The sequence below is a fragment of the Marinobacter sp. KMM 10035 genome (assembly GCF_046537445.1).
Classification (GTDB): domain Bacteria; phylum Pseudomonadota; class Gammaproteobacteria; order Pseudomonadales; family Oleiphilaceae; genus Marinobacter; species Marinobacter sediminicola.
In genome coordinates this window covers 340,740-367,109 of the sequence record NZ_JBBVMG010000002.1, presented here as the reverse complement: position 1 = coordinate 367,109, position 26,370 = coordinate 340,740, and the positions used below count along the sequence as shown (strand labels likewise).

The 26,370-nt window shown below is 53.1% G+C and carries 19 protein-coding genes; 10 read left to right on the top strand and 9 right to left on the bottom strand.

Annotated elements, in window-relative coordinates; translation table 11 throughout:
• Positions 1-6 precede the first annotated feature (6 nt).
• From AADB16_RS13610 to AADB16_RS13595, 4 genes are all read right to left on the bottom strand, one after another.
• Positions 7-2,574: a CHASE2 domain-containing protein gene (locus AADB16_RS13610; RefSeq protein WP_410803999.1), complete on the bottom strand. Its 2,568-nt coding sequence runs from the start codon at positions 2,572-2,574 to the stop codon at positions 7-9.
• Between the two features lie 31 nt (positions 2,575-2,605).
• On the bottom strand, positions 2,606-4,243 hold the full coding sequence (locus AADB16_RS13605) for a FecR domain-containing protein (protein ID WP_410803998.1): 1,638 nt from the start codon (positions 4,241-4,243) through the stop codon (positions 2,606-2,608).
• A complete protein-coding gene (locus tag AADB16_RS13600; RefSeq protein WP_410803996.1) occupies positions 4,240-4,944 on the bottom strand; it encodes a response regulator transcription factor in 705 nt (234 codons plus the stop codon). The genes AADB16_RS13605 and AADB16_RS13600 overlap by 4 nt, the downstream gene beginning before the upstream one ends.
• A 71-nt stretch (positions 4,945-5,015) precedes the next feature.
• Positions 5,016-7,178, bottom strand: a complete 2,163-nt coding sequence (locus tag AADB16_RS13595; RefSeq protein WP_410803994.1) for a DNA topoisomerase 3 — start codon at positions 7,176-7,178, stop codon at positions 5,016-5,018.
• A gap of 279 nt (positions 7,179-7,457) precedes the next feature.
• Between AADB16_RS13595 and AADB16_RS13590 the strand changes: the two genes are divergently transcribed.
• A complete protein-coding gene (locus AADB16_RS13590) occupies positions 7,458-7,784 on the top strand; it encodes a BolA family protein (protein WP_410803992.1) in 327 nt (108 codons plus the stop codon).
• A gap of 41 nt (positions 7,785-7,825) precedes the next feature.
• Positions 7,826-8,449 (top strand): L-threonylcarbamoyladenylate synthase, encoded by a 624-nt coding sequence (locus tag AADB16_RS13585; protein WP_410803991.1) that lies wholly within the window; start codon positions 7,826-7,828, stop codon positions 8,447-8,449.
• 3 nt (positions 8,450-8,452) lie between these two features.
• Here AADB16_RS13585 and AADB16_RS13580 read toward each other — a convergent pair whose 3' ends face one another.
• Complete coding sequence (locus AADB16_RS13580) at positions 8,453-9,118, bottom strand: hypothetical protein (RefSeq protein ID WP_410803990.1); 666 nt, start codon at positions 9,116-9,118, stop codon at positions 8,453-8,455.
• A gap of 228 nt (positions 9,119-9,346) precedes the next feature.
• On the opposite strand from AADB16_RS13580, the gene AADB16_RS13575 reads away from it, so the two are divergent.
• Positions 9,347-10,969 carry a methyl-accepting chemotaxis protein gene (locus AADB16_RS13575; RefSeq protein ID WP_410803989.1) on the top strand — a complete coding sequence of 541 codons (1,623 nt, stop codon included), beginning with the start codon at positions 9,347-9,349 and terminating at the stop codon, positions 10,967-10,969.
• Between the two features lie 45 nt (positions 10,970-11,014).
• Here AADB16_RS13575 and rnk read toward each other — a convergent pair whose 3' ends face one another.
• Positions 11,015-11,398, bottom strand: a complete 384-nt coding sequence (gene rnk / locus AADB16_RS13570) for a nucleoside diphosphate kinase regulator (RefSeq protein ID WP_298450458.1) — start codon at positions 11,396-11,398, stop codon at positions 11,015-11,017.
• A gap of 378 nt (positions 11,399-11,776) precedes the next feature.
• On the opposite strand from rnk, the gene AADB16_RS13565 reads away from it, so the two are divergent.
• The 5 genes from AADB16_RS13565 (at position 11,777) to AADB16_RS13545 (ending at position 16,814) form a co-directional block, all read left to right on the top strand.
• A complete protein-coding gene (locus AADB16_RS13565) occupies positions 11,777-12,907 on the top strand; it encodes an aminotransferase class V-fold PLP-dependent enzyme (RefSeq protein WP_410803987.1) in 1,131 nt (376 codons plus the stop codon).
• A 165-nt stretch (positions 12,908-13,072) separates the two neighbouring features.
• Complete coding sequence (locus tag AADB16_RS13560; protein WP_410803986.1) at positions 13,073-13,969, top strand: ABC transporter substrate-binding protein; 897 nt, start codon at positions 13,073-13,075, stop codon at positions 13,967-13,969.
• Positions 13,970-13,972: 3 nt separating this feature from the next.
• A complete protein-coding gene (locus tag AADB16_RS13555) occupies positions 13,973-15,133 on the top strand; it encodes an ABC transporter permease (RefSeq protein WP_410803984.1) in 1,161 nt (386 codons plus the stop codon).
• Complete coding sequence (locus tag AADB16_RS13550; protein ID WP_410803982.1) at positions 15,130-16,077, top strand: ABC transporter ATP-binding protein; 948 nt, start codon at positions 15,130-15,132, stop codon at positions 16,075-16,077. The genes AADB16_RS13555 and AADB16_RS13550 overlap by 4 nt, the downstream gene beginning before the upstream one ends.
• 5 nt (positions 16,078-16,082) lie before the next feature.
• Positions 16,083-16,814, top strand: a complete 732-nt coding sequence (locus tag AADB16_RS13545; RefSeq protein ID WP_309045650.1) for an ABC transporter permease — start codon at positions 16,083-16,085, stop codon at positions 16,812-16,814.
• Here the strand turns inward: AADB16_RS13545 and AADB16_RS13540 are convergent.
• The gene (locus tag AADB16_RS13540; RefSeq protein ID WP_309045591.1) at positions 16,712-17,173 is read right to left on the bottom strand and encodes a MerR family transcriptional regulator; all 462 of its coding nucleotides are present in this window, start codon (positions 17,171-17,173) and stop codon (positions 16,712-16,714) included. The two genes, AADB16_RS13545 and AADB16_RS13540, sit on opposite strands and share 103 nt — an antisense overlap.
• 80 nt (positions 17,174-17,253) lie before the next feature.
• On the opposite strand from AADB16_RS13540, the gene AADB16_RS13535 reads away from it, so the two are divergent.
• Together AADB16_RS13535 and AADB16_RS13530 are read left to right on the top strand one after the other, a co-directional pair.
• Entirely contained in the window at positions 17,254-18,366 is a 1,113-nt protein-coding gene (locus tag AADB16_RS13535) for an SDR family oxidoreductase (protein WP_410803980.1), read from the top strand.
• A 115-nt stretch (positions 18,367-18,481) separates the two neighbouring features.
• Positions 18,482-19,225, top strand: coding sequence for a hypothetical protein (locus AADB16_RS13530; RefSeq protein ID WP_410803978.1), 744 nt, complete (start codon positions 18,482-18,484; stop codon positions 19,223-19,225).
• A gap of 160 nt (positions 19,226-19,385) precedes the next feature.
• Here AADB16_RS13530 and AADB16_RS13525 read toward each other — a convergent pair whose 3' ends face one another.
• Together AADB16_RS13525 and AADB16_RS13520 are read right to left on the bottom strand one after the other, a co-directional pair.
• On the bottom strand, positions 19,386-20,150 hold the full coding sequence (locus tag AADB16_RS13525) for an ion transporter (protein ID WP_410803977.1): 765 nt from the start codon (positions 20,148-20,150) through the stop codon (positions 19,386-19,388).
• Positions 20,151-20,233: 83 nt separating this feature from the next.
• Complete coding sequence (locus AADB16_RS13520; protein WP_410803975.1) at positions 20,234-26,143, bottom strand: DUF4011 domain-containing protein; 5,910 nt, start codon at positions 26,141-26,143, stop codon at positions 20,234-20,236.
• Positions 26,144-26,370: the final 227 nt, after the last annotated feature.

Sequence of the window (26,370 nt, the reverse complement as noted above, 5' to 3'; positions counted from 1 at the left end):
CAGGGCTTATGACAAGGGATCGGCAATGGGTAATTTTAGCGTAAAAGCTGAGCCTTCCCCGGGTCTGGACACAACGTATATCTCGCCACGGTGTTTTTCTACCACGGTTTTTACAAACGAAAGCCCCAGGCCGGTTCCGTGGATACCTGCCAGTTCGCTGCGTTTTTGGCGCCGGTAGCGGTCAAACAAGAAAGGCAGCTCTTCCGGATCGATACCAGCGCCTTCGTCAGCAATGGTCAGGCAGGCCTCATGCCCGGCTCTAAACACCTGAAGGCTGACCACTGAGCCATTTGGGCTGTATTGCACGGCGTTGGTTAGCAGGTTAATAACAGCCCTTTCTAGCAGTTCTGCATTGCCTCTCAGCCATAGATCCTCTGTTCCTTGCAGTTGCAGTGAAATTCGTTTTTCTACAGCCTGCTCGCTGACACTGTCGCGGGCGTTTTCTACTATGGCCAGAAACTCGCATTCATAAAATCGGGTTTCGGTAAGTTGCTCGGCACGTGCCAGTTGAACGAACTCTTCAGCCAGGTGGTAGCTTCGCCTTGCAAGGCGGCCTAATTGCTCTAGCTGGCTTTGATCAATATGAGTCGGATCGCGCTTTAGTTGCTCGATAAGAGCCAGTTGCGACACAAGGGGCGAGCGTACATCGTGGGATATAAAGTCGATGGCTTCTCTGTGTTGGCGCTGCTGTTCCCGCAGTTCGGATATGTCGGATATGTTGGCAATGATTCCGTATTGCACGCTATCGGGAAGCGCAAAGGGTGCGAAGTGGATCAGAAAGTTTTTCTCATGGATTTTGAGCTCCACGGTCCGGCTTTGAAGTAGCGTCAGCGTTTCGGAGACGGTCTCATGCCACGGTGGTGTTTCACGCGGATCGTGGCCTTCAAGAAGCCGTGTCAGAGGCAGTCCACCTAAGCTTGGCATGGGCTCTCTGAACCACTTTTCAATGTGACCGTTGGCAAACCGGATTATGCCAAGTTCGTCGGTTACGATGATGCCATCGGGCATGTTCTCGAAGCTGCGCCTGATGAATTCCTGAATGTGGTTCAGGCGGTCGGTCGCTACTTTAACGCGCTCAATGCGGGCAGATATGTTTTCACTGGGTTTTGGCTTTATTACGGCTGGGGCCATGTCGGAGAGCTTTAGGCGGCGCAGATAGCGCTGTATGGCCTCACGACTCAGGTCGTTGGGGAGTGTGAATCCTAATGTGTAGTAATTGCTGCCACGGTAAAGCTGTATCCAGCTTTGATTGCCATTGTGGTGCCAAAGTCCTGGCTCCAGGTTTTCTGGAACGTCGGCCGGATTCAGGGTTCGCAGGGAGATAATATTGTGGGCTTCCATTAGCAGCCAGCTCTGGGGTTGGAACAGCGCCTGGAAGTGCTCAAGAAGCTGGGTTGCCGGGCGTTTCGACGGCTCCGGTAAGGCGACCCTGGGGCTGCGCACCAGTTCATCAAGTTGCCGGTTCAGAAACTGGTTGGCCATGGCCAGTCGCAAGCCGCTGGCTATCGGAAACGCAAATAGAGGAATGATCAACGCCTGAGCAACTAACAGCCTGACCTGGAATACGCTCAGCATGACCAGATAGATGCCAATAACTGCACCGCTGGCCATGAGGCATGTGGGCAGCGTGCGCGCAGGGCGTATTCGGGGTAATAGCAAGGCCAGGGTTATAAGTGTGATCATCGCCAGAGCAAGGCCAACCCATTTCGGGGCTGTGATAATCAGCAAACGCTGATTGATGGCAGAAAATGTGTTTGCATGAAACTCCACGCCCGACATCGGCTGGCTTAAACCGGAGAAGGGGGTCGGTAGAATGTCACCCAGGCCTGCTGCTGTGGCTCCGACAAAAACCGTTTTGCCACGAAATGCATCGGTTGCGGGAGGATTACCAAGTACGTCGCTGTAGGAGTATGTAGGTAAGGTGCCGGCTCCACCCGCAAGGGGAACGATTCGATAGTCGTCCCGCACGTTTACAAATGCAGGTAGTCCTTGGGTGTGAGGTTGTCGGGGAGCGACCCCTGATGCTGCGAGTGCGAGGCTGGGCCAGAGTTGTCGCCCCATGCCATTAAACAGGTATAGGCCTCTGGCAATTCCGTCGTGGTCCAGTTCTACATGGGCATGTCCAAGGTTGGCCGCTGCAGAGATCAGGTTGCCAGGAGGAAGCTGTTCACTGAGTAAAAGACGGGAGCTTGAGGGAGCCAGATGAATGGGCAGTATTACCTTGCCATGGGCCTGCATGGCACTGCTTAGCTCCCCATCGTCTGGAGAGGGTTCTATGAACAGTACGTCGAACACAATGGTGCTTGCACCGGCCTGGTGAAGCTTCCTGATAAGATCGGCGTGGGTGTGTCTTGGCCAAGGCCAGCGGCCTTGTTGGGCGAGGCTGTGGTCGTCAATGGCGACAATGGCTATGTCTGGGGAAATAGAAGCAGGACTGGCGAGCAGGGCAGAGTCCAGGAGCCAGTAATCAATACGTTGGGGCAACTCCGTTGTTTCGGCGAGCAAAAACAGGAGCAGGAGTGACAGGCCGAGCGTCCATGGAGTCGTCTTAATTGGCAACCAATCCCGGTTCATGAGTCCTGCTTTGCATGTTAAGTGTTCGGAGTTATTCCAGGTACAGTTCCCTCCCTGGTCCCCAGCGGCTCTGTAGTGGGCCATCAGAAAGTGCTTTCAGGCGCACAAAATACCGCCTTCCGGGAATAAGACGCAAGGCTGCTGTAGTGTCTGGTAGTGTAGCTTCTTTAATTATGTCGTTAAAACCGGGTTCTTCTGCCAGCTGTAACCGGTAATTGGCCGCCGTATCGACCTTTTCCCAGAACACGCGCACCTGGCTGTCGATGTAATTTATGCTGATGATTCGCACCGGTGGGAGCGTGCCGTTTACGATTAGTTTTCTTGGTTGGGTGGTTGCGACTGAGTTTCCGCCGGCCTCTGTTACTACGCGCCAATAATACTGGCCGGGGCTCAATGGGCGGGAGGGCAGCGCAGCGGTTCCTGGTGCCCATTCGCTGCTTGCGACCAGGTTGCGGAACGCGTCATCCTCAGCGATTTCAACCCGGGCCACCTCGTTTTCACCGTTAAGTGCCCAACGGAACTCCGGCATGTCATCGTTCACACTGCCGCCATTTTCAGGCGTGAGCAGACTGGCGGTGCGAGCTTGCAGATAGACCTCTAGGGGTACGATTCCGGGCATACCGGCCATCCCTTGCGGATCAAGTGCCGCTAGATGCACAACATACTGACCGTTATCCAGGCGGCTGATGTCGAAACGGTTTCCGCCGACTTCACGGCTTTCGACCCAGCGTCCGCTTTCTGTTTCGAATATATCCAGGCGATACTTGGCAGTTTGGCCTGATTTCCAGGTCATTTCAGCCGGGAGTTGTTTGAGCACCGGTGGGAGCGGGTTAATTTCGGGGGCTGCTGGCATCCTCCGTATGTTCAGTTTGCTGCTGCTATTGCTGGCAACCGTTGCGCTGTAGCCTGCAGGAATTTGATGAGACCGATTAGGGGCCCCAAACTCAACAACGCCCTCGGTTACCTGCAAACGGGTGCCTTCCGGTCCGGTTTGTAGCGAAAATGCGGTACCACGTACGGCCGCCACGGCAGAAGGCGTTTCGATTTCGAAGCGAGCGCCACCTTCAATGACCGGCTTTACCCGAGTGTGCACTTCTCCATGGTTTAATCTAAGCCGTGTATCAACCATGCCGGATTTACCGTACTGGGTTAACTGGTTGAATATCAGCCTGGAATCCGGGGAGATGCGCACTTCTGAGCCATCTGCCAGTGCAATGGTTGCGGCGCCAGCGGCGGAAAGAACTTCATCGCCTACCCGTATAAGCGCGTCTTTTGTCAGCGGCTTTTTACGGCCATCAATGCCGGATATCAGCTGAACGCTGCCAGAAACCGAGGTGACACGTGCGGGATTAGGTTGTCTTTTCAGCCAGGATAAGGGAATGCGTATGCGATCGCCCTCTCCAAGCATGGCGGCGTTTTCGATAGCGTTGTATTGAAGCAGTCGGCCTGCGCTGTGGCTTTTAATCAGAAGATCGCTGGCAACTTCTGTAAAACTCTCGCCTGCTTTCAGAGTATAAAGCCACTCAGGCACGGTTTGGCTGGAGGAATTCGCGATGGTTGTTGCTGAGCCACGTGTGAGTGAAAGTTCTGCGCTCACAGGGGCGCCTAATGCCAGTAAAGCCAGCACCAGAAATGCTTTAGTGAGAAAAGGCACAGGGTATTCAATCATTCTTCAGTGGTTGCCTCAGCTTTCATAGCTTCAAGGCGATAACCGCGTTGGTAAATTGTTTTGATGCGGAACCCGTTTTCCGGATTCAAACCCAATCTGCGCCTTAGACGGCTCATGTGAGTGTCTACCGTTCGCGTATTGATGTCTCGCGCCAAGCCCCAAACACGCTCCAGAAGAACTTCACGGGTGAGCAGGCGGCCCTGGTTCTGAAAAAGGAACAGTGTCAGGTCGAAATCTTTGTCGGTCAGGGTCAGCTCTTCACCATGAAGGGCAATGGTTCTGTGCTGCGTATTGACGTCAAAAGGCCCATATACCAGCACTTCCTTTTCACTGTCTGGATTGGCGCGGCGTGCCAAGGCGTTAATGCGAGCCACTAATTCCGCAGCCCGTGCGGGCTTTGCAATAAAATCGTCTGCGCCAGCATCCAGAGCTTCAACAATATCGGCTTCGCTGTCGCGCTGGGTGAGAAACACCACGGGAATTGGCCAGTTAATTTGTGCTCTTATGCTTTTGAGCACGTCGATGCCAGTCATGTCGGGAATCTGCCAGTCCAGAATCATCAGATCATAGCTGCGGTGCAGCGCTGCGCTGATGAAGCTTTGGCCTGTAGGAAAGCTGTCGCAGTCGTGCCCGTGCTCAGACAAAATAGACTGTATGTGCTGCGCCTGTTCTTGTTGGTCTTCAAGCAGAGCGATGCGCATTACGCTTCTCCCGGGATAAGTGGTGTTGTATCAGTCAATTATCACAAATTGCAGCAATGTATTCAGTGTCGTTATGTAGCCTTGCGTAAAGGAATTGCAGGCTTTCCGTTGTTGTCGTCTACCGTTTGTCGGCAGGCAGGAAAATTACTGCAGCCCCAGAACCAGCCTTTTTTACCTTTCCTCCTGACCAGGGGCGAAAAACAGTGGGAGCAGGGTACGGGTTTTTGCCCGGTACCGTCTTGCGGAGTCGCATCTTCAATCGGGCGCGTGCCTCGGCAGTCCGGGTACCGAGTACAGGCAAAGAAGCGACCAAATTTTCCATCTCTCTCGGCCATTGGCGTGCGACATTTTGGGCAGTTGGGTGCTTTGGATTTGGAGTCTGAACCAGGCGCATCCACCTTGGTGCCAATGAAGCGGCGTATCTCGGCCTTCAGCGTGTCCAGGAACTTTCGGGGGTCGTCCTCGCCCCTGCGGATACTTTCCAGTGTTGCTTCCCAGACAGCAGTTCTGTCCGGTGTGCTGACCGATTGTGGCAGTGCGCTGATCAGCGTTTTACCTTTGTCGGTGGCGCGAATATGTCGGCTATCCCGACACAGGTAGTCCCGTTTGAACAGAGTGTCGATTATGTTCGCTCGAGTTGCTTCAGTGCCCAATCCGTCAGTTTCTCGCAGGGTTTTGCGGAGTTCGGGGTCGGTTACAAATCGAGCAATGTTCGTCATCGCCGAGAGCAACGTGGCATCGGTAAAATACTGGGGGGGCTTGGTCTTCCGCTGGAGTACGGTGCTGTTTTCGCAGAATACGGGTTCGCCTTGGCTCAGGCGTGGCAGCGGTGCTTTGGCGGGGTCCTTTTTATTCTCCCGGAGTTTTAGCTCCAGAACTTTCCAGCCGGGTTCAAGCACGGCTGTTTCTGATGCGCGGAATCGGTGTTCTGATACTCGCACAGTAAGTTGGCCTTCGCGGTGTATGGTATCGGCAAAGAACTGCATCAAATAGTAGCTGCTGATAAGCCCATAGATCTTCTGTTCGCCGTCACTAAGTTTGCCGTTGGGTGCCGTGCGACTGGTTGGAATAATGGCGTGGTGGGCATCAACCTTTTTATCGTTCCACGCGGCTGTTCTGCGGCTGAAGTCGGCTTTGGTACAGGCATCTGCAAGATCAGGCGAGATTCGGGCAATAGCACCGGTGACTTGCTCGCGCTGGGCAAAGTGGCCTTCTGGCAGGTATCGGGAGTCTGATCGGGGGTAGGTGATCAACTGGTGCCGCTCGTAAAGACTCTGCGCTGTGTCCAGCACATCCTTGGCCCCCATGCGGAACAGGCGCCCCGCCTCAATTTGCAGAGCCGAGAGAGATAAGGGCAGGGGCGGTGTTTCTGAACGGTCGCGGAAGCGGGATTCCAATATGGAGCCTGGCCGGTTGTGAATACTGGCGGCAATCTGCTCGGCGGTGGCGCGATCCAATAGGCGGTTTTCTTCGTCCAGATGATCCTGGAATTGTTCGTCCGGCAGCCATTTGGCGGTGAACGGCCGTTGGTCTGCCTCTTCTTCCTGGGCTTTGAATCGTGCCTCAATGGGGAAGTAGGGCTTGGGTTCGAAGTTCTCGATGGTGTTATCGCGCTCCACCACCAGACCCAGCACCGGAGTTTGTACCCGGCCCACGGAGTAGACGCCTTTTTGGCCCTGCTGCTGGTAGTTCAGGGTGTAAAAACGGGTAAGGTTGATGCCGTAGAGCCAGTCGGCTCGCTGCCGGGCGAGGGCCGAGTGGGACAGCCTGCGAAATTCCAGGTTGTCTCTGGGGTGCTGTATGGCTTTGGCCACTGCTGCAGGTGTCAGATCGTTGATGAGTATGCGTTTTACGGGGGCCTGGGTTCCGAAATAGCGTATTACCTCATCAACCAGCAGTTGGCCTTCTCTGTCAGGGTCTCCGGCATGAACGATCGATTTCGCTTGCCGAATCAGGGACTCCAGTACGTTGAGTTGCTGGCGCACGCTGTCTTTTGGGGTTAGCTGCCATTTGTCCGGGAACATGGGGAGGTCGTGCTGGCGCCACGTTTTCCACGCCGGGTTGTAACTTGCCGGCTCGGCGGGTTCCAACAGGTGGCCGATGCACCAGCTCACGGTCGCAGCCTCATTGCCTTTGCCACAGCGAATCCAGCCCTGGCCTTTTTGGTAGGGGCCGGGGAGGGCGGCGGCAATGGCTCTGCCGAGGCTGGGTTTTTCAGCTATGTAGAGAAGCATGTTTGGGTATGGTTTTGTCTGGATTTGGGGTGGTGGGGAATGTGGCGGTTTGGGTGTTGGGTGTCAAGGTTCGGGGGCTGCTTGTTCTGTAGTAGACTGTTTGCTCTGGAGGTGGCGGCTGCGGGCGTCGGCTTCCCAAAAGACGCCGTGAACCCATCCATGGGGGCTTGGTGTTGCCATCCCTGGCAACACACACTTTTGGGAAGCCGACGCCCACAGCCGCTTCAGGCTCAGAGATATCGCCACTACATACAGAGCGAACTGTGGAGTTAATAAGTAATGAAAATGCAGAATGCAATTGAAGCCAAGCTGAATGAGGCGTTTAGCGCCAGCATTCTTCAGGTGGAGAACGAGAGTCACAAGCACAGCGTGCCGCCTAATTCGGAGACGCACTTCAAGGTGACCATGGTGTCGCCAACGTTTGCAGGGCAGATGAAGGTTAAGCGGCATCAGACTATTTATCAGCTGCTTTCTGAAGAGTTGCAAATGGCCGGTGGCGTGCATGCGCTGGCGTTGCATCTATACTCTCCTGAAGAGTGGGATGCATCCGGGCAGGTTGCGCCCAGTTCGCCAAATTGTATGGGCGGTTCCAAGGCGGATTCTTAATCGGCGGCTTCAGGCGCTAAATATCACAATGGAGGGCTTTCATGAGCCAGTTTTTTCAGATTCATCCGGAAAATCCTCAAAAGCGGTTGATCAAGCAGGCGGTTGAGATTCTTCGTGGTGGGGGTGTGATTGTGTACCCTACCGACTCCGGGTATGCCCTTGGGTGCCATTTGGGTGAGAAACCGGCGGCAGACAAGATAAAGCGCATTCGAAAGCTGGACGATAAGCATAACTTCACATTGGTGTGCCGGGATCTGTCGGATATCGGTGTGTATGCCAAGGTGGATAACACCCAGTACCGGTTGCTGAAAACCTTCACGCCCGGTCCTTATACCTTTATTTTGGATGCAACGAGTGAGGTGCCAAGGCGCCTGCTGAACCCGAAGCGTCGCACGATTGGTGTGCGGGTTCCTGATAATGCGATTGTCCGGGATCTCTTGGGTGAGCTTGGCGAGCCTATTATGAGCAGCACGTTGATTTTACCGGGTGAGTCTGACCCCATGACAGACCCCTACGATATACGGGATACGCTGCAGCACGAGCTTGATTTGATTATCGATGGCGGCTTCTGTGGCATGGAGCCAACCACCGTGGTGAACTTTACCGGTGAAGTGCCGGAGGTTACCCGGGTGGGCAAGGGCGATCCGACACCGTTTGAACAGTAGGGCTCAGGCTCGGGTGTTCAGGTTGAAGGCGTAAGCGCCCCGGTTGGCTGCAACGTTAAATTGGTCAGTCGGAGCGGAGCGCCGCAGGGTGTCGTAGCGGTGCACGAGATCCTGCAGGCCGTTGAACTGCTGGTTTTCGCTGATCAGCGTATCCAGCAGTGAATTATTAACGCCGTAGGCCTGGTTGAGCTTCAAAGCATTGTCCATAAAGTGCAGCGTCGGCTCGTTTTGGCTTAGCCGGCTGAAGGCATCCGCAAAGTTTTTGTTAACGTTCAAATCCTTCTCAATTTGGCTGCGGGTTTCCTCTGTCAGGTTCCCGCCTACCTCAATTTTACCGCTATCGTTTTTGTTGACGCTGATTGCCAACGACGGATTCAAGTTGTATTCGGCAAGTTTGTGCCGCAGGGTTTCCCTGACGAAGGCAAGATCCTGCCCTACTGTCTGCTTGTAGTCCGACAGTGGCAACTTCTGTGATTTAAGCTTGCCCGCATCAGCCAATAGGTCTCCTGAAGGCGTGAAACGGTCGTCCCCAGGGCCGGAAGGTTGTAATGCCTCAGCGCTGGCTGCGCCCTTGGCGTTCTGTTCAGCGGGCCCGTTTGCCGCAGGGCGGTTTTCCAGTGTTTGCTGAAAGCGGGTGCTTGCCTGGATAAGTGATGTCAGCAGTGACATGGCATCTATTCCTCCACTGGCTCGCACAAGCGCGCCAGAAAATTATCGTCTGTTTTATATCGGATGCACATTTCGGGCCAGCCAATGAAATATGAGCGATTCTGATCTGAGTCAGTAACTATTTGACGTATATCTATAAAGTTAACCGTCCTTTAGCCGTCAACCACATAGAATGTTTGAAAGCGCCAGATAAAGCCTGGTGTTCATTGTTCTTTCGATCGGGTCACTATGAAAAACCAATATTCCATTCGATTTCTGCTGCTCGCTGCGCTGGCAGCCGCTTTTTCACTTATCCTCGTTTTTACTGTGCTCTATAGCGCCAATGCCCAGCGCGACCATATGGAAGAGTTCAGTCACAAATATGTGGATGGCCTTGCCAAGTCCTATTTTGACGGGCTGAACACCATGATGGTGACTGGCACGATCAGCAACCGCGAGGTGCTTCGGGACAAAGTGATGGCGCCCGAGGATGTGCTGGACGTGAGGGTGATTCGTAGTGACCAACTCAATCGGATGTTCGGTAAGGGTACTCAGGCCGAGCAGAAGCGTGACCCCGATGACAGAAAAGCGCTGGCTGGCCAACGGATTGAGCTCTACTCAAGCAATGAAAACGGGCGTGTTTACACGCTAATTGATCCGGTGATTGCGCAGTCAGACTACCAGGGTGTGGACTGCCTGGGTTGTCATCAGGCCCAAGAAGGCGACGTACTGGGTGCGATTCGTGTGGATTATTCTCTTGCTGAGAGTGACGACAGTTTGCGGCAGCAGTTGCTAACCAGTGGTGGCATGCAGGTTGTGATCTTTGTTGTCGTGTTTTTCCTGACCGGGCTGGCATTGAATCGACTGGTCTTCTCGCGCTTGCGCCGACTTCAGATGAGTATGGATGAGATTTCCCGAAATTCCGATCTCACCATTGCACTTGATGTATCACGAAATGATGAAATCGGGACGGTCTCCCTTGCGTTTAATCGTATGATGGCAAAAATCCGTGAAAGCATGAATACGGTTATGGATAACGCCGAGCAGGTTGAGCAGGCAGCGCGAAGCATTGCTGAAAAAGCACAAACTACGGGCCGTGAAGTCACAGCTCAAAAAGACAATACGGATCAGGTTGCCAGCGCAACCACCGAGATGGCGTCATCTGCTGTTCAGGTGCGGGAAAATGCCAACCATACAGCTCGAAAGTCGGCAGAAACGGCGGAGTCTGCGAACAGCGGTGAGCAGCTCGCACGCACTGCGGTAGAAGGCATTGAGGCGTTGAATACGGAAGTCCAGAGTGGTGCAAAACGAATCGGGGACCTGAATCAACGTACCAGCCAGATGGCGAAGATGCTGGAAGAAATCTCCAACATAGCTGAGCAGACCAACCTGCTGGCGCTGAATGCCGCCATTGAAGCTGCCAGAGCGGGTGAGCAGGGCCGTGGTTTCTCAGTGGTTGCAGATGAGGTTCGGGCACTTGCCTCACGGACACAGGTTTCCACAGAGGAAATTCGCAAAACGATTCACTCCCTGCAAAGCGAAGTGACGGAATGTGTGGAGACCATGAGCGACGCCTCGGATATGGCAGGGCATCAGGTGGATGCGATTCTGAAGGTGGAATCTGAGCTGCAAAGCATTGCGTCGGCGGTTCGCGAAATTACGTCACTTAATCAGGAAATGGAAAGTGCGGCGAACGAGCAGAGTGATGTGTCAGAAATTATCAACCAGAACGTGATTGAAATCAGTCGTTCAGCCGAGCAGGCAGCAACCGATGTTCAGGAAACCGCAGGTATTGCAGGTGATTTGCTGGTGATGGCAGAAGCGCTCAGACAAACCATTGAGCAGTTCCGGTTGGTGAGGAAAGACAGCTAACGGGGCGAGCTTTTCAGGACGCCCCCGCAAACGGTTACCCGGCGATTAGCCCTCTCGGGTAACCTCAATGATCTTAAGATGAATGTTGTTGCGACCCCGGATTGGCCACTCGATGGAATCGCCCACAGCAAGTCCAAGCAAAGCTGAGCCAGCCGGTGCCAGTATAGAGATCTTGCCTTCTCCAGTGCCTACTTCGTGAGGATAGACCAGCGTCAGCTCCTGCTCCTGCCCGCTATCTGCATTCTGAAAACGCACCCTTGAATTCATGGTCACCACGTGAGCGGGCATGTCTGCCAGCGGCACCAGTGTGGCGCGGCTCAGCTCATCATCCAGGCCATCTGCCACATCCGAGTCGCCCTGTTTTTCGATCAAGGTGGTCAAGCGGTTGAAATCTTCTTCAGCAACCAGAACTTCCGGCATATCAGCCATAGTTATCTCCAAAAAATATAATTAGTAATTCAAAATTTCAGGATTCAGGCGCCGAACCCGGCGTTTCTAAAGCGGATTCAGCGAGAAAAGAGAAAAGCGGGCAACACACCAGCAGTGCCAACCTGACGGCGGACGCTTAAATGGTAGGAAGGAATGATCTCTGAGAATAATGATCTCACAGGCTCACCAAGTGTGTTGTCTGTATAAATAAAGAAAAAGCGGGAACTTGGCCGCTTTGGTCAATTTATAAGCTTTTGTCGGGTTCCACAAGTAGGCTTGCAGAAAACGTAAGAAATAAAGCGCATAACGCCAGATTTGTTAGACTCATACCATAGACGATTCATTCACAAACTGCATCAGGCAAGGAACCCAGGCCCCATGTCCAAATTGTTTCCTTCTATCGACCCCGACGGGCTATTGGAATATTCCGTGGTATTCAATGATCGTTCACTGAACCATATGTCTGCGCCATTCCAGCAAGCAATGCGGGATATTTCCTCCACTCTGCGGCAAGTGTATAACGCCAGGGGCGCTGTAATCGTGCCTGGTGGCGGTAGTTTTGGTATGGAAGCCGTGGCTCGCCAGTTTGCCAACGACGAGCGCTGCCTGGTAATTCGCAATGGCTGGTTCAGCTATCGATGGACGCAAATACTGGAAGCAGGCCGAATCACTGATCGCGTTACCGTACTTCAAGCACAACCGTTGGACGATTCGCCTCAGGCCGCCTACGCGCCAGTGCCGGCGGAGGAAGTTGCGCAGCGTATCCGGGCAGAAAAACCCGCCGTTGTGTTTGTACCGCACGTGGAAACTGCCGCCGGTATTGTACTGCCCGACGACTACCTGACCATCATTGGTGAAGCCGTAAAAGAGGTTAACGGCCTGTTTGTACTGGATTGCGTAGCCTCTGGTGCCCTATGGGTTGATACCACGGCCTGTGGCGTGGATGTGCTCATCACTGCGCCTCAAAAAGGCTGGAGCGCTTCACCCTGCGCCGCGTTGATTACGTTGAGTGAACGCGCCATTGCCCGAATGGAAGAAACCACCAGCAGTAGCTTTGCGGGGGATTTGCGCAAATGGTCGCAGATTATGCAGGCCTATGAATCCGGTAATCATGCATATCATGCCACCATGCCGACAGACACCCTGGTTGTTCTCCGCGATGCCATGCTCGAAACACTGAAAGCCGGCCCTGAGTTGCTTTACCGGCGACAGGAAGAACTTGGCAGGCAGGTGCGCGAACTGTTTTACAGTGCTGGCTTCAAAAGCGTTGCGGCCCCGGGCTTTGAATCGCCCAGTGTGGTGGTTCTGCATACCGACAACCTCAATATTCACAACACTAGCTTGTTCCGTGAACAGGGCCTGCAGATAGCAGCCGGTGTGCCAATGATGTGTGGCGAACCCGAGAGCTTCCGTACCTTCCGTATGGGCTTGTTTGGGTTGGAAAAGCTGAACAATGTAGATCGATCAGTAGAAAACCTGAGAGTGGCTTTGGCGGCCGTTCAAGGCTGAGTGTGCAAAACGTTTTAGAACTCAATGAACTTTGGGCTGCCTATTGCGGCCCCGTGAACAAGGGGAATGCCTGTGTCTTTGCCAATTATCAGAAAATATCGAGTAAAGCATCTGCGTAGTGCACTGGTTCCAAACAGAAGGTGCCGTGGAATATCACAATCCATAGTGAGTTGCCTTGCGCTTGCCTTGGTGTTTGTGACGGGCGCGGTTTCTGCACAAGAGCCGGTGGTGGTGTCATCGAAAATCGACACAGAAGGCAGCGTTCTCGGCCAGATGATCCTGCAGCGCCTGGAGAGTGCGAACATTGCGGTAGAGAATCGTCTACAACTTGGCAGCACCAGTATCGTGCGTAGTGCAATCAAGGCCGGAGAGATTGATCTGTACCCTGAGTACACAGGCAACGCCGCGTTCTTTTACGGCAAGGCGGATAGCCCGGTGTGGAAAGATGCAGCAAAGGCTTACAGCACGGCAGCGGAGCTTGATCTCGAAGCGGAAGACATTGTTTGGCTTACGCCTGCGAACGCCAACAACACCTGGGCCATGAGTGTGCGCGGCGACCTCGCAGAAAAGCACAATTTGAACACCCTGGAGGATCTGGCGGATTATATTAACGCCGGTAAGCCCTTTAAATTTGCGGCCAGTGCTGAGTTTGTCGAATCAGCCAGCGCATTGCCCGCGTTTCAGGAAGCTTACGGGTTTAACCTGACGTCTGATCAGCTTTTGATTCTGTCTGGCGGAAACACGGCGGCAACGTTACGTGCAGCGGCGATTGATTCCAACGACGTTAATGGGGCCATGGCCTATGGCACAGATGGCGGGCTTAATGCGTTGGGCTTGAAAGTGATGGAAGACACCAAAGGCGTGCAGCCGGTCTATCAGCCGTCGCCCATCATCCGTGGGAGCGTGTTGAAGGAATACCCGCAAATACGCCCGCTGCTAAAGCCGGTGTTTGAATCCCTCGATCTGGAAACCCTGCAAGCGCTGAATGCAAAAGTGGCGGTTGAAGGTGCCCCTGCCGCGGCGGTGGCCCGGGATTATCTCGAGAGCCTTGATCTGGACTGATTCGTGCCCGTATCAACAAAGCCACCAAACCGCGTAATACCCGTGCTAGCACTGGCTGCTTTTGCATGTATGTGGCTGCTTGATCTTGGCGTGGTGCAGCCCAATCGCATTGTGTCTGGCACCGGCTACGGCCTTTATGCCGCCACCGGTTGGTTTGGGGCGGTGGTTGTGTCGTCCCTGCTGGCGGTTGTCATCGTGCTCGCAACAAAGCTTACCCCGAAGCGTTTCGGGGCGCTGATATTATTGCTCACCACTGCACTGATGGCCCAGCCGCTGCTGCTTGAGGTGTTTGCGCTGCGCAAGCTTCCGGAGGATTCTGCCTATGCCCGTATTGGCATAGGTGCAGGGTTCTGGTGCCTGGCATTTTTTCTGGCGCTGATGCTGCTGGAAACACTGGGACGGCTCAAAGCTTCCCGCCGACTGCAGTTTTCAGTGGTGCTTCTGGTTGTCGTAAGTTGGTGGTTCTGCGCCAGCCGCGAAGGGTTGTCCAGCCTATCGCTTATCCGTGAATACGCAAATCGTGCTGACCAGTTTTCCCAGGCTCTGACCACGCATCTATCACTGTCTCTCGGGGCCGTTGCCATCAGTGCGGTGCTCGCGTTTGGCCTGGCTTTGGCCATGGTGAGGCGAGAGCGGTTACGCAGACCTCTGCTGGGGCTGGTCAGTTTTATGCAAACCATTCCTAGCCTCGCTCTGTTTGGGCTGTTAATCGCACCTTTGGGCGCTTTATCAGCCGCATATCCCTTTCTTCAAACACTCGGCATACGGGGCATTGGCTGGGCGCCTGCGATGCTAGCGCTCATTGCTTACAGCCTGTTGCCGATGGTGCGCAATACCTACGTCGCTTTGATGGAGGTGCCCGAGCCTGTGGTCGATGCCGGGCGTGGCATGGGAATGAATGAACGGCAGATATTTTTCAAGGTGAAGCTGCCACTGGCTTTGCCGGTCATTATTGAGGGTGTTCGAATAACCACAATACAAGCCATTGGCCTGACCGCGGTTGCCGCGCTGATCGGTGCTGGTGGCTTTGGCACCTTCATTTTTCAAGGCTTGGGCCAGGCGGCTATGGATTTGGTATTGCTTGGGGCCTTGCCCACAGTGTTTCTGGCCCTGGCGGCCGATGCCATTTTGTCCGCATTAAAATTCCAGAGGGCACCCAGATGATTGAGCTGAAAGGCGTCACTCGACGGTTCGGCGACGCCGTAGCGGTGGATAGTATCGATTTGACCATAGAAACGGGTGAAGTCTGCGTACTGGTGGGCAGTTCCGGTTGCGGAAAATCCACCACTCTGCGGATGATTAATCGCTTGCTACCTCGCACCAGCGGCGAAATTCTTGTGGACGGCGAAGATATCAACAACGCCGACCCCGAGGCACTGCGACTGAATATGGGCTATGCCATACAGAGCACCGGGTTGTTTCCCCATTGGACCGTCGCTCGCAATATTGGCGTGGTCCCCGACTTGCTTAAGTGGCCAGCCCGCAAACGTGATGAGCGGGTCAGTGAATTATTAACCTTACTGGGGCTGGACCCGGCCACCGATGCCATCAAATACCCCCATCAGCTCTCCGGCGGCCAGGCTCAGCGCGTTGGCGTGGCGCGAGCGCTGGCGGGTGATCCCAATATTCTCCTGATGGATGAGCCGTTCGGCGCACTGGACGCCATCACTCGGGAAAACCTGCAGCAGGAAATGCTGCGCATCCAGCGGCAACTCAATAAAACCACGGTGTTCGTGACCCATGATATTGACGAGGCCCTGAAACTGGCCACCCGTATCGCTGTGATGGACCAGGGGCGGATTATCCAGCACGATACGCCAGAGGCGATTCTTCGGCGGCCTGCATCGGCCTTTGTGGAAAACCTGATAGGCAAGGGTGATCGCGGCCTCAAGCTTCTGGGTTTACGAACTGTGGGTGACGTGATGGCACGCCACGCCCTGCCCAGTCAGCCAGAACCTTTAGCCGAGGTCCTGAAAGAAACGGACAGCCTGCGCATTGCTTTATCCATTATGGTTTGGCAAAACTCTGGTGAACTTCCGGTGTTCAGTGAGGCTGGCGAAGCGGTTGGCACAGTAACACGCGAACAACTTCTACAGGGAGGGGCCTGATGCAAATGCGCCCGTGGATTACTCCGGTTGCCTGGGTTGCTTTGCTGTGTGCTCTGGCTGCATTGCTACCCTCGATGGCACCGCTGTTTTCGTGGGTGGAGCCGGGCAACGACAATCTTGTTTACACCAGAGACAGCTTTTGGTTTCTGTTGCAGAGCCATATCTGGCTTGTTCTGGTGTCTGCCACCATTGGTTCGCTGGTAGCGGTCTCAGCTGGCATCTTTGTAACCCGCCCTGCAGGCCGCGACTTTTTGCCGTTGGTAAGCCAGATAGCCTCTATCGGCCAGACCGTGCCGCCTGTCGCTGTGCTGGCGCTGGCCGTTCCGGTTATGGGGTTTGGTGAGAAGCCCACACTCCTCGCGCTGGTGCTTTATGGCTTGCTTCCAATCTTGAGAAATACCCTGGCGGGGCTCGGCGGCATTAACCCGACGGTGCTGGAATCTGCTAAAGGGATGGGAATGTCTTCCGCACAAGTGCTGTTCAAAGTGGAGCTTCCGCTGGCTGGGCGAGTGATACTGGCGGGCATACGTACATCCGTTACCATCAACATTGCCACCGCAGCGATTGGCTCTACCATTGGCGCCCGCACATTAGGTGACCCGGTGATTGCGGGGCTGGTGAATGGTAATACCGCTTACGTCTTACAAGGCGCTATCCTGATCGGCCTGCTGGCATTGGCTACTGACAGCTTGTTTGAGGCGATAGAGCGGGCTTGGGGCCGGGCATTTTCAATCTGATTCTGTTGCGCGGCGCTGCGTTCCAGCCGCTTCTGTTCATTTTCCAGCATCTGTCTGAGCGACTTCAGCTCCGCAATCTTTTCATCTACAACCGCGCGCTTCTGTGCCATCAGCAAGGCGCCTTGCGCGCAGTCCAGTGTGTCCTTGCGAAGTGCATCCAGAACATCACCGATTTCCTTGAGAGAAAATCCCAGGTCTTTTAACTGCCGCACCATGTGGACGCGCTGAACTGCCTGTTCGGGGTAGTCCCTGTAATTGTTGTCGCGCCGACTCACTTCCCGCAGCAACCCCTGTTTTTCGTAGTAACGCAAAGTATGGCGGCTTACGCCGGTATGCAGTTCCAGCTCGGAAATTTTCATAATAAGTCCTCCAGGCTATTGACCTTAGAGTTCACTCTATACCTTAGGGTTCTCACGAACTCAACCAAAAGGATCTTTCTATGAACCTGTTAATTACCGGTGCCACTGGCTTTATTGGACGCCATTTATGTGCCTGTTTAACCGCCCGGAATTACACCGTTGTCGCTCTGATGCGTCGGCCCGAAGATCTCCCGGAGCTACGTGCAAGGGTAGACAGGTTGGGGGGGAACGGCGATTTGATACAAGCTCTACCCGGCGATCTGTCTGCACCCGGATTGGGCATTTCCGAGCCGCTACCTCATGTGGATGCGGTGATTCACCTTGGTGCCCGTTTTGCCTGGCAGCTGACGCGCAAAGAGGTCTACACGTCTAACGTTGAAGGCAGTCTGTCTGTTGCAAAACTGGCCCGAAGACTGAATTGCCGGTTGGTGTTTATCAGTGGGTTTATGCTTGAAAACCTGCAACACCTGAGTCAACTGGGTATTGACCCGGCTAGGCCAGAACAAACCAACTGGCAAAAGGTGTATCGGCGAGCGGGCGCCTACGAAGCCAGCAAATTGGAAGCTGCGCTCAAGGTCAGGTTGTTCGCTGAACAAACCTCGCTGGATATGGTGGAAGTCCAGCCGGCAACCGTTGCGGGCCAAAGCCAAACAGGCGAACTGGACGCCGCGCAGCCTTTATATCAATTGCTGGAAAATCTGTCCCGGGGGCGCCTTGCACTGGTACCTGGAACGCCTGAACACTGGCTACCGCTGACGACAGTAGATCACCTGTCTGCTGTGATCGCTGCGGCGGCAATTGGGCAAAATGTGCCTGCGCGTTTGTTGTGTCTGGATCCGGACACCCCGACACTTCAGCAAGTGCTTGCCATGGCCAGTGGTTCGCTAGGCATTAAAGCACCACGCCGATTCATTTCCTTACCTGTACTGCGTGCAATTCTGTCCATTCCGGGGGTGCCCAAACTGATGAATACCTACCCGGAAGCTCTGCACTTCATTCAGGCAAAACGCTTCGACACGGCCAATACGGAGCGGTTTCTCGAGCGCCAGGGGCTATTTCGTCCGAATATAGTTTCGGCGATAGAGGCCAGCGCTTATTGGTATCAGAAGCAGCGAATATCAAACCCTCCAGTCATGCGCCCTTGTGGCGAAAATACATCCGCAACCCCGACTCCTCACTCAAACGAGGGATAGAAGATTGTTAATTCAGCCGATAATCTTGTTGTGAAGCATAGGAATAGCCCGGCGTTCGCTGTTTTTGCCGAATCTATCTGCAGATGTGCGGACGTCAACACAACGAGGTGTTGATATGAAAAAGCGTTTATTGGTGAGTCTTGCTGTCGCGTTGATTGCTGGCTGTGGAGGCAGCAGTGGTGGCGACGGAGGCGGAGGTGGCAATGGCGGCGGTGGTAATGGCCCCAGGGTTATTGAGGGAACGGCCGCGACAGGTGCGCCCTACACGGGCAGCGATACCATCCACATTATCTGCAAGGGAACCAACGATATTCCCATGATTGTGGATGCCGACGCACAAGGAGAGTTTTACTTGCCGCAGGAAACATTCGATGCACATGGTGCCCAATTTCCCTGCACGGTCGGTTTGCAGAGCAGCAATTTGCTGAGTTACACCAACCAGCCCGGAAGAGTTAACCTGACGCCTTTCACTACCTTGGCTTTCCATAGAGCTATGATGGACCACACAGGCCAGACCGCACTGATGGGACTGGATGTAGATACGGTCGACCCTGCAGCTTTTGGATCTGAGCTAAGCACGGCTACCGGAAATGTGAAGGTTGCGTTAAAAGCAGCGTCCGGTGGCAGTGATGTTCCTTTCGATATCTTTACGGAAATCTTCAAGGCGGATCACAACAGTGAGTATGATCGCTGGCTCGACGGGTTCGGAGATGCGGTGATTGCGGATTATCCACTACCAGGCTCAAGTTTTATGGATGCGTTTTTGAGCTTCCCTCTGAAGTATGCCACGTCAGCGGACCCGGCTTCATTTGCGGAGTCAGCGGTAACTCCGCCGTTTACAATGACGGTGCCTCAGTAGATAAGGTGTTTTATTTCAAAAGTGTGGTGGCAGGCAGCAACCACACATTGAAATCCAGCTTCACCCGTGCCGGCACCCGCCGGCATACCTCATTTTTCGTCCTGAAAAATCGATGCCTGATTAATATAAAAACCCTCGCACCCCTCCATGAAGTACTGGGTTATTCCTTGTTTTCATCTGCCTTCTGCCGGGCTTGGAAAGCATCACTGAATGCAGCCGCAAGTATACCTGTTGGCATAGCAACAATACCGATACCTGAAATGGCTGTTAGGCTGGCAAAAAACTTACCGGCAGCAGTGATCGGCGTGACGTCTCCATACCCTACAGTTGTTAACGTGGCCACGCTCCACCATAGAGCCCTGGGGATGCTTCCGAAGTCTTCTGGTTGGAGCTCTGCTTCGAATAAATATAGGAATGCGCTGGAAACCAGTAGAAGGATAAAGGCGATTGTTGCGCTCATGAGCAGTTCGAACTTGCGCCTGGCTGTAGCTGCCCAAAGAAGGTTCCAAGCCTGTGTGAACCGTCCGAGTCGAGATACTCGAAGAATTCTAAATATGCGAGTCAGCCTGATATAGAAAGCCAAGGAGTTGGAGACAAATGGTGCAATGAACGATAACAGTGCCAGTAAATCGAAAATAGCCCATCCAGATTTTATGTAGCGGAGCCGCCCGAACGCGCCAGAGTATTTTGGGTTTTCCGGTGCGACGTAAATTCGGAGGCAATATTCAGCGACAAACAATGTGAAAAAAAGCCTCTCTGATAGAACAAAGAGCGCAGGGTAGGCGTCTCTGATCGGACGTTCGGTCTCAATTACTGCCAGAAAGACAGATACAATGATCAGAATACATATCGCAAAGTTAAAGGGGGAAAGTCCTTTGCGGCCCCAAGCCGTGGCGTCCACGTACTTATAAAGAAACATGCGCATGTTGTGGTCCAGTGTTCCGTGCTTATGGCTTTAGGTGCCAATAATGAAGTAGAAATTGCAACACCCAGCCAGCAAGGGATTTATCAATCAGGTTGTGCCCGATCTAACCATACTTGGAATACCTCCGCAGTGGAGCCGTGGCGACGAGCTATGGAAAATTCACTGAAGAGCCAATCTATGGGATCGTTTGGCTGAGCAGCTAATGCAGCTCGAGCGATTCCTGTTTGCTCTTGATAACAGAGATCTTTCCAATCGCGCTCAACGCCAAATGCAAACAATCCCCGCCATGGAATTTCATCACAGATGTCATCAGGCGATAGCCAAACCGTTGTGCGCTCTTCGCCCTCGCGCCAGAAACCTGCCCAGCCTTTGATCACATCACGCAGGTGCTGGCGTTGCTTGCGAGAGCTTCGGTTTAGTCCATGTTTTTGGGCTATGTTCAACGTAAGCTCGTGTAATGTAATACCGTTTTTGCGTTCTAAAACCGCTTTAGCAAGATCGCTAAGGTTCATCCGATGATCGGTATAGAAATATCGCTCTTTATCGTAGGTAGGTAAATCAGCCAAAACATCCTCGAGATGCTGAGGCTCCTGTGTGAACTCATAAAACAGGTCATCGCCGATTTCGACGGCCTGTTCATTCAGCTCATATGTACTTCTTCCAGCCACGACTAGGGGCTTGTCGGGACTGGCTTCGGCCACTGGTTCTCTGACCGGAGTATCCGCCTCGGGTATTTGGGGCTTTATACCACTATCATCACTTTCGTTTGCCGGAGCACAGTTGCGCTCTCTATCTGCTTCGAGAAATAATTCCAGGTTTTCGTGGAGCTTTTTCAAGGCATATTCTGGGTCTTGGAAGTAGTCCGTTGACCATAGACGAAGGATGCGCCAGCCCAAGTTTTCAAGAATTAACTGACGAACACGATCGCGATCCCTAGCTGAGGGAGAGCTATGGTAAGTCGCACCGTCACATTCGACTCCAGCAAGATATTCGCCCGGCTTATCGGGATGTACGATTCCAAGATCGACGCGGAATTTTGATACGCCGACTTGGGTCTGGACTTTCCAGCCTTTCTCACGGAGATTCATGGCAACAGCGTGTTCAAAATCGGAGTCGAACTGGTCAACCCCATAATTTGCAGTGCTAAACTCGGCCAGCGCGATGGGGCCACGTTCCGCGAATTCCAGGTAGTTCTTGAGATGTTCGACTGCTGTTGCTTTGGTTCTGGAGAGATCCACCATCGATGAGTCGAAACTTGAGAAAACCAGCACTTCGGTTGTAGCCCGGGTTACTGCGACATTTAAGCGGCGCTCACCACCTTGCTTATTTAGCGGTCCGAAGTTCATGCTCATGGTACGCCCACCGGACTCCGTCGGGCCATAGGTCAACGAAAGCACAATAATATCCCGCTCGTCTCCTTGCACGGACTCGAGATTCTTCACGAAAACGGGGTCAAACGTATCAGTCGCAGTAAAGAATGGCTCCAAGGCAGGGTTTTCCCGTCGAGCTTCGTCGAGAAAGTCCTCGACCATACGCTGCTGCAGCGAGTTAATCGTGACGATACCTAAGGATTTCGTTTGTTCCACACCGGTGAGCATTCGCTCCAGTCGACGAACAACCTCTCCCACAACGGCCTGAGCCTCAATTGAGTTGGTTTGTCCGCGCCCCTTCGCATAGACCCCATTTACACGATGCAGAGTAACTGCGCTCTGTTTCGTTTCGGCCGAGGGGAAGGTGGTTAATTGATTCTCGTAGTAGTGAGAGTTCGAGAACGCAATTAGCGTTTCATGGCGGCTACGGTAGTGTCCGGTTAGCCGAAGATGCGGTAAGCGTGCCGCGAGCGCTTGGTCGAGGATGGATTCAAGGTCGCCTTCATCGGAATCTTCTTCCTCCTTGCGCCCAAAGGTGTTGCTGGGCGGCATCTGCTTGGGATCTCCTACTACAATCACGTTCTTTCCGCGGGCAATCGCGCCCACGGCATCCCATGTCGTAATTTGAGATGCTTCGTCGAATACAACAAGATCAAAAAGCGCAAAATCTGCAGGTAGGAATTGGGCCACCGATAGTGGCGACATCATAAAACAGGGTACAAGATCCGTCAGGCTGCTGCCCATTTCGTTGACCAGTGCCCTGACAGGTTTGTGTCGTGATTTTTTCGTTAGCTCCCGCGCGAGAACGCCATACTCTGGTGGTGCGTTTGAGGCATTGCGATCCGGTACGCTCCCAGCTGTTTTTGCGAAGATATACTCAGCTGTTGTTTCAGATACGTCGGCATCTAACTCCCTGAATTGCTCGATCATCGACTCATGCGATGCACCCGCAAACTGAACAAGGGCAGGGCTATGGTCAATAAGCTTAGGGGCCAGCCAGACGCACAATGCGGTCATCGCATTGTCTTCACAATCTTTCGGTGAAATTACTCGATTCTCGAGCGCAGCCGATAGAGGCTCGAGTTCGTAACGCGCAGCTACCTTCTTCATTGCCAGCCATCGGCACCACCGATTTAACCGCTGGCCTTGCTCTCCAATCGCTCTGAAATCGGCAACGACCTTGGCCAGCTCACAAGCCGTATCGACGGTTACATTGAGTTTTTCTGCTTTACCTATCAAGGAAGCAAATGTCTGGTAGTCTTCATGCAAGCTATTTGCTACACGGACGATCTGAGAACTCTCGGATAGGAAGTCCCGCCCATCAATCAGCTGTTTTCGGAGTGCAATGACAGCATCGGTCGGATCTGAAAACGCGCCAACAAACCTTTTCAATAGTGCGATTGTCCTCTCGCCCTTGTCGAGTATCAGGGCGAGCTTGTCCGCCTCGGCATCCACTCCTGGCCATGCCGGCGTGCCGTCGATATCCGATACAGCCGATTTCAATTTCTTGAGCGTTTCTCGTGCTTCAATCCCCAGATCAAGGGTTGAAAGATCAATGACTTTGTCCAGTCCAACTTTTCTGATTGTTTTGCGCAGGCTATACCGCTTAAAGAAGCCGAATAGTCCAGTCGCTTCATTTCGCCGCGCAATCCAAAGCTCCCAGTCAAGTTCCTCCAGCATTGGCCACGTGAGGCTATGCCCGAAGGCAGTCACTTGCTTGTGTAGCTGCCTGTGCAATACAACACCTTCAGTCAGTGCCTTGACTCGGCCCGGGCCGCCACTCTGTATTGCGAAGTCCACTTCACCCGTCATAGCTAAATCACAAAGTGGCTTTAGGCTCGCTAGCTGGGCAACCGTACGAGCTGAAATGTGATTCACTTGTAAGCCAATTGTCGAGAGCAATACCTCTGTGCTCGAACGCGCCCGTTTGGCCGCGATTGCTAACCGGTTGGTAAGCGAGACTGTATTTGTTTGCCACTGATTGGAAAACTCGATTTGCGTGATAGGAGCGAAGCTATTCGGATCTAGGCTTTCAATCTCCCGAAAGGCAATACCAAGATCCCGGGCGGCTTCTAAATACGAGTCGATGTCCGTCCCTGATTTGACAGGGGCTTGCGATAGGTCCGAGATCCATGAAAGTCTTAGTGGGTGCTCATGTTGAAAGCGAACAACGCGCGCCATCGCGTCACGAGCAGAAAGACCAAGCGAGTGCTGACGGTGGAGTTCAGCGACATACTTGTTCAAGCCCTCACGGACATCCTCAAGCTTTTGCGCTTTCCTTATCCAGTCGGTCTGGGTTTCTGATTCACGATGAGACCAAGCAGCTCCTAGTTGGTCCAGAACGGATTTTTTATTGGCTTTATTGGAGTGTAACTCCAAGCAAAGGTGTGCCAACCCGACCTTTTCCATCCTGCGATAGACGACCTGCAACGCAGCCATCTTCTCAGCCACGAACAGCACCTTTCGTCCCAGCGCGAGGTTGTGACAAATGATATTAGCAATCGTCTCCGATTTGCCGGTTCCGGGCGGTCCTTCAAGCACAAAATCTTGCGGGTGGCTTGAAGCTTCTACAGCAACCATCTGAGACGAATCACAATTGAGTGGCGCGTAGAAAGATTCCGGTTTTATCTTCTCATCAACCTGATTGCGCTCGATGAAATGACTTTCTTGTTGATAAGCTGCAGAAGGGTGGTCAACCAAGTGTTCGACAAAGGGGCTCTGCTTGAGGAGTTCAGTGCGATCTCTGAGATCCTTCCACATCAAGTACTTTGCAAATGAGAAGGAGCCCAGAACAATCTCCTCCACCACAATGAATCCAGGCTGTTCTTTAATGGCAGCGCGAACAATATTCCAAATGCCTGCAACATCCACTCCAGATTCATCTTCAGGAAGATCGTGGCGCAAAGAATCCAAATTGATATCATAGTCTGTCTGTAGCATCTCGATGAGCGTAAGGTTGAAAATGGGCTCTTCATCCTGTAGTTGGCGCATCTTGACGGGGGCTTGGGCGCTGCGCCGCTCCAGTTTTACCGGCAGCAGGATCAATGGAGCGCGGTATGATTTGTCGCTTTCTGGCATTTCTTTCCAGCGCAACATGCCCAGTGCGAGAAATAGGGTATTACTACCACCTTCTTCAAGGTCGTTCTTGGCCTTGCGCAATAACTCGACCAATTTGGTGTCTTTTCGCTTAGCTGTATCGTTAATAATTAGCTTTTTATTGTTGAGTTGCTGCAGCGCGAACTCGCGGTGCAAGTCTGCACCTGTGCTCAGACGGAACGCTTCTGTGCTTCGTTCATTGCTGACTAAAGGGGTCTCTTCTGCTGATACAAAGCTAAATACCTCATCGCCGGCCAACATATCTTCAAGAGTTGGTAGATCCGGGCAGAACAGCTTTAATGCAGAGCTTTTTATGTTTAGTAGAGGGTTTCTTTTCGTGAGATCCAGCAGTTTTCGCTGCCACATATCCACGCGGGTATCTGGCGTATCCTCTATCAACCGCTCATCGCCTCGAACTGGCGGAAGTGGAGGTGGTGCATCTATTCCGAGCGCTAATGATGTCTTTCCGTTTTCGCTCAACGCAGTGCCATATGCTGATTTATCTTCAACTATTCCAAGCGGCTTCACACGTCTTGCCCGTGCTTGCTTGATATCGATCAGCATGACGAATTCAGATTCGCGATCTTCTTCGAGCAATGTCTTTGCGCGTTCAATTGCCTGCTTGAAAGTGACCGGAGTGTCATTTGTAACGAGCGTGGTCTCAAACATCACGATATCAGCCGTATCCATTCGCTTGCGCAAATCGATCGGGTCGTCGTTCGTGAGAACAGGGAAGCATTCATCGATTAGCCAAAAGCCAGCGAAAGCGTGAGTCTTGGTTAGTGCGATCACTGGATTCAGTCCCATATTTTCGAGGCAGCTGGCAAAGAGCGCTGAGGTATCGAGACATGCGGCTGTTTTATGTTCAAGAATGTCGCTAGCAGAGCGGATGCGTTGCCCAAGCTTAGCCCATCCATTTGGTGGTGTAAGGTACATCAGTCGTTCATTGAACAGGGTTGACCAAAGAGCTGAGCCGAACAGGAAAGGACGCTCTCGCGTATTAGACTGATACCCATCAATAGCGCTGTTCTGCCCTGCATTTCTCAAGCCTTGCGCAACTCGACTGGTAATGGACTCTACGGTATGCACGTTTGGTTGAACAAAGGCAGCAAGCAGCTCTGCCTGCCTGGACTCTCCACCCCAGTAATCAGCAGGCAGGAAGCTCACCTGATGATTTTCAAATAGCTCATGGCTTTGCCCATTGTTATCTACATATGACACCGAAAATAACAACTGAACCAACACTTCTTCAGTTAATCCACTCAACTTTTCATAGTTGGGTTTCAGGGGGCGATCTTGCAATCTGACTGATTGCCCGGACTCAAGGCGATCTATCAACCATTCCTCAGCCTCAACGAACTGGGGTTGGCAGGATAGCCGGACGCGTATGTCCGTAACCATTTTGGTGCTGGACTCATCAACAGCATCGGGGTGTGTGATTAAAACCCGTTTCAGCAGAGGGTATGCATTTTGTTGGGCCGCCAAAGAAAATGTTGGAGCTACATCGGCATGGATAGATAAGGTCACGCGTCCGATCCTTGGTTATACAGAGTAGATATATCATGATGCCACAAATTGCTATGTTATTTGCAAAGTGGGAGTGTTGGTGCCAGCCAACTGCGGGTGCTGATTCGTAATCTAGGTTATTACTCGAAATATCCCGCTATGTAACTACGAGCGGAATCTTGAGTATTTAGCTGCGGGCGAGGTGTGGAGCTCGGATCGTCGATCGGGCTATTCAAGCGGCGCGATCC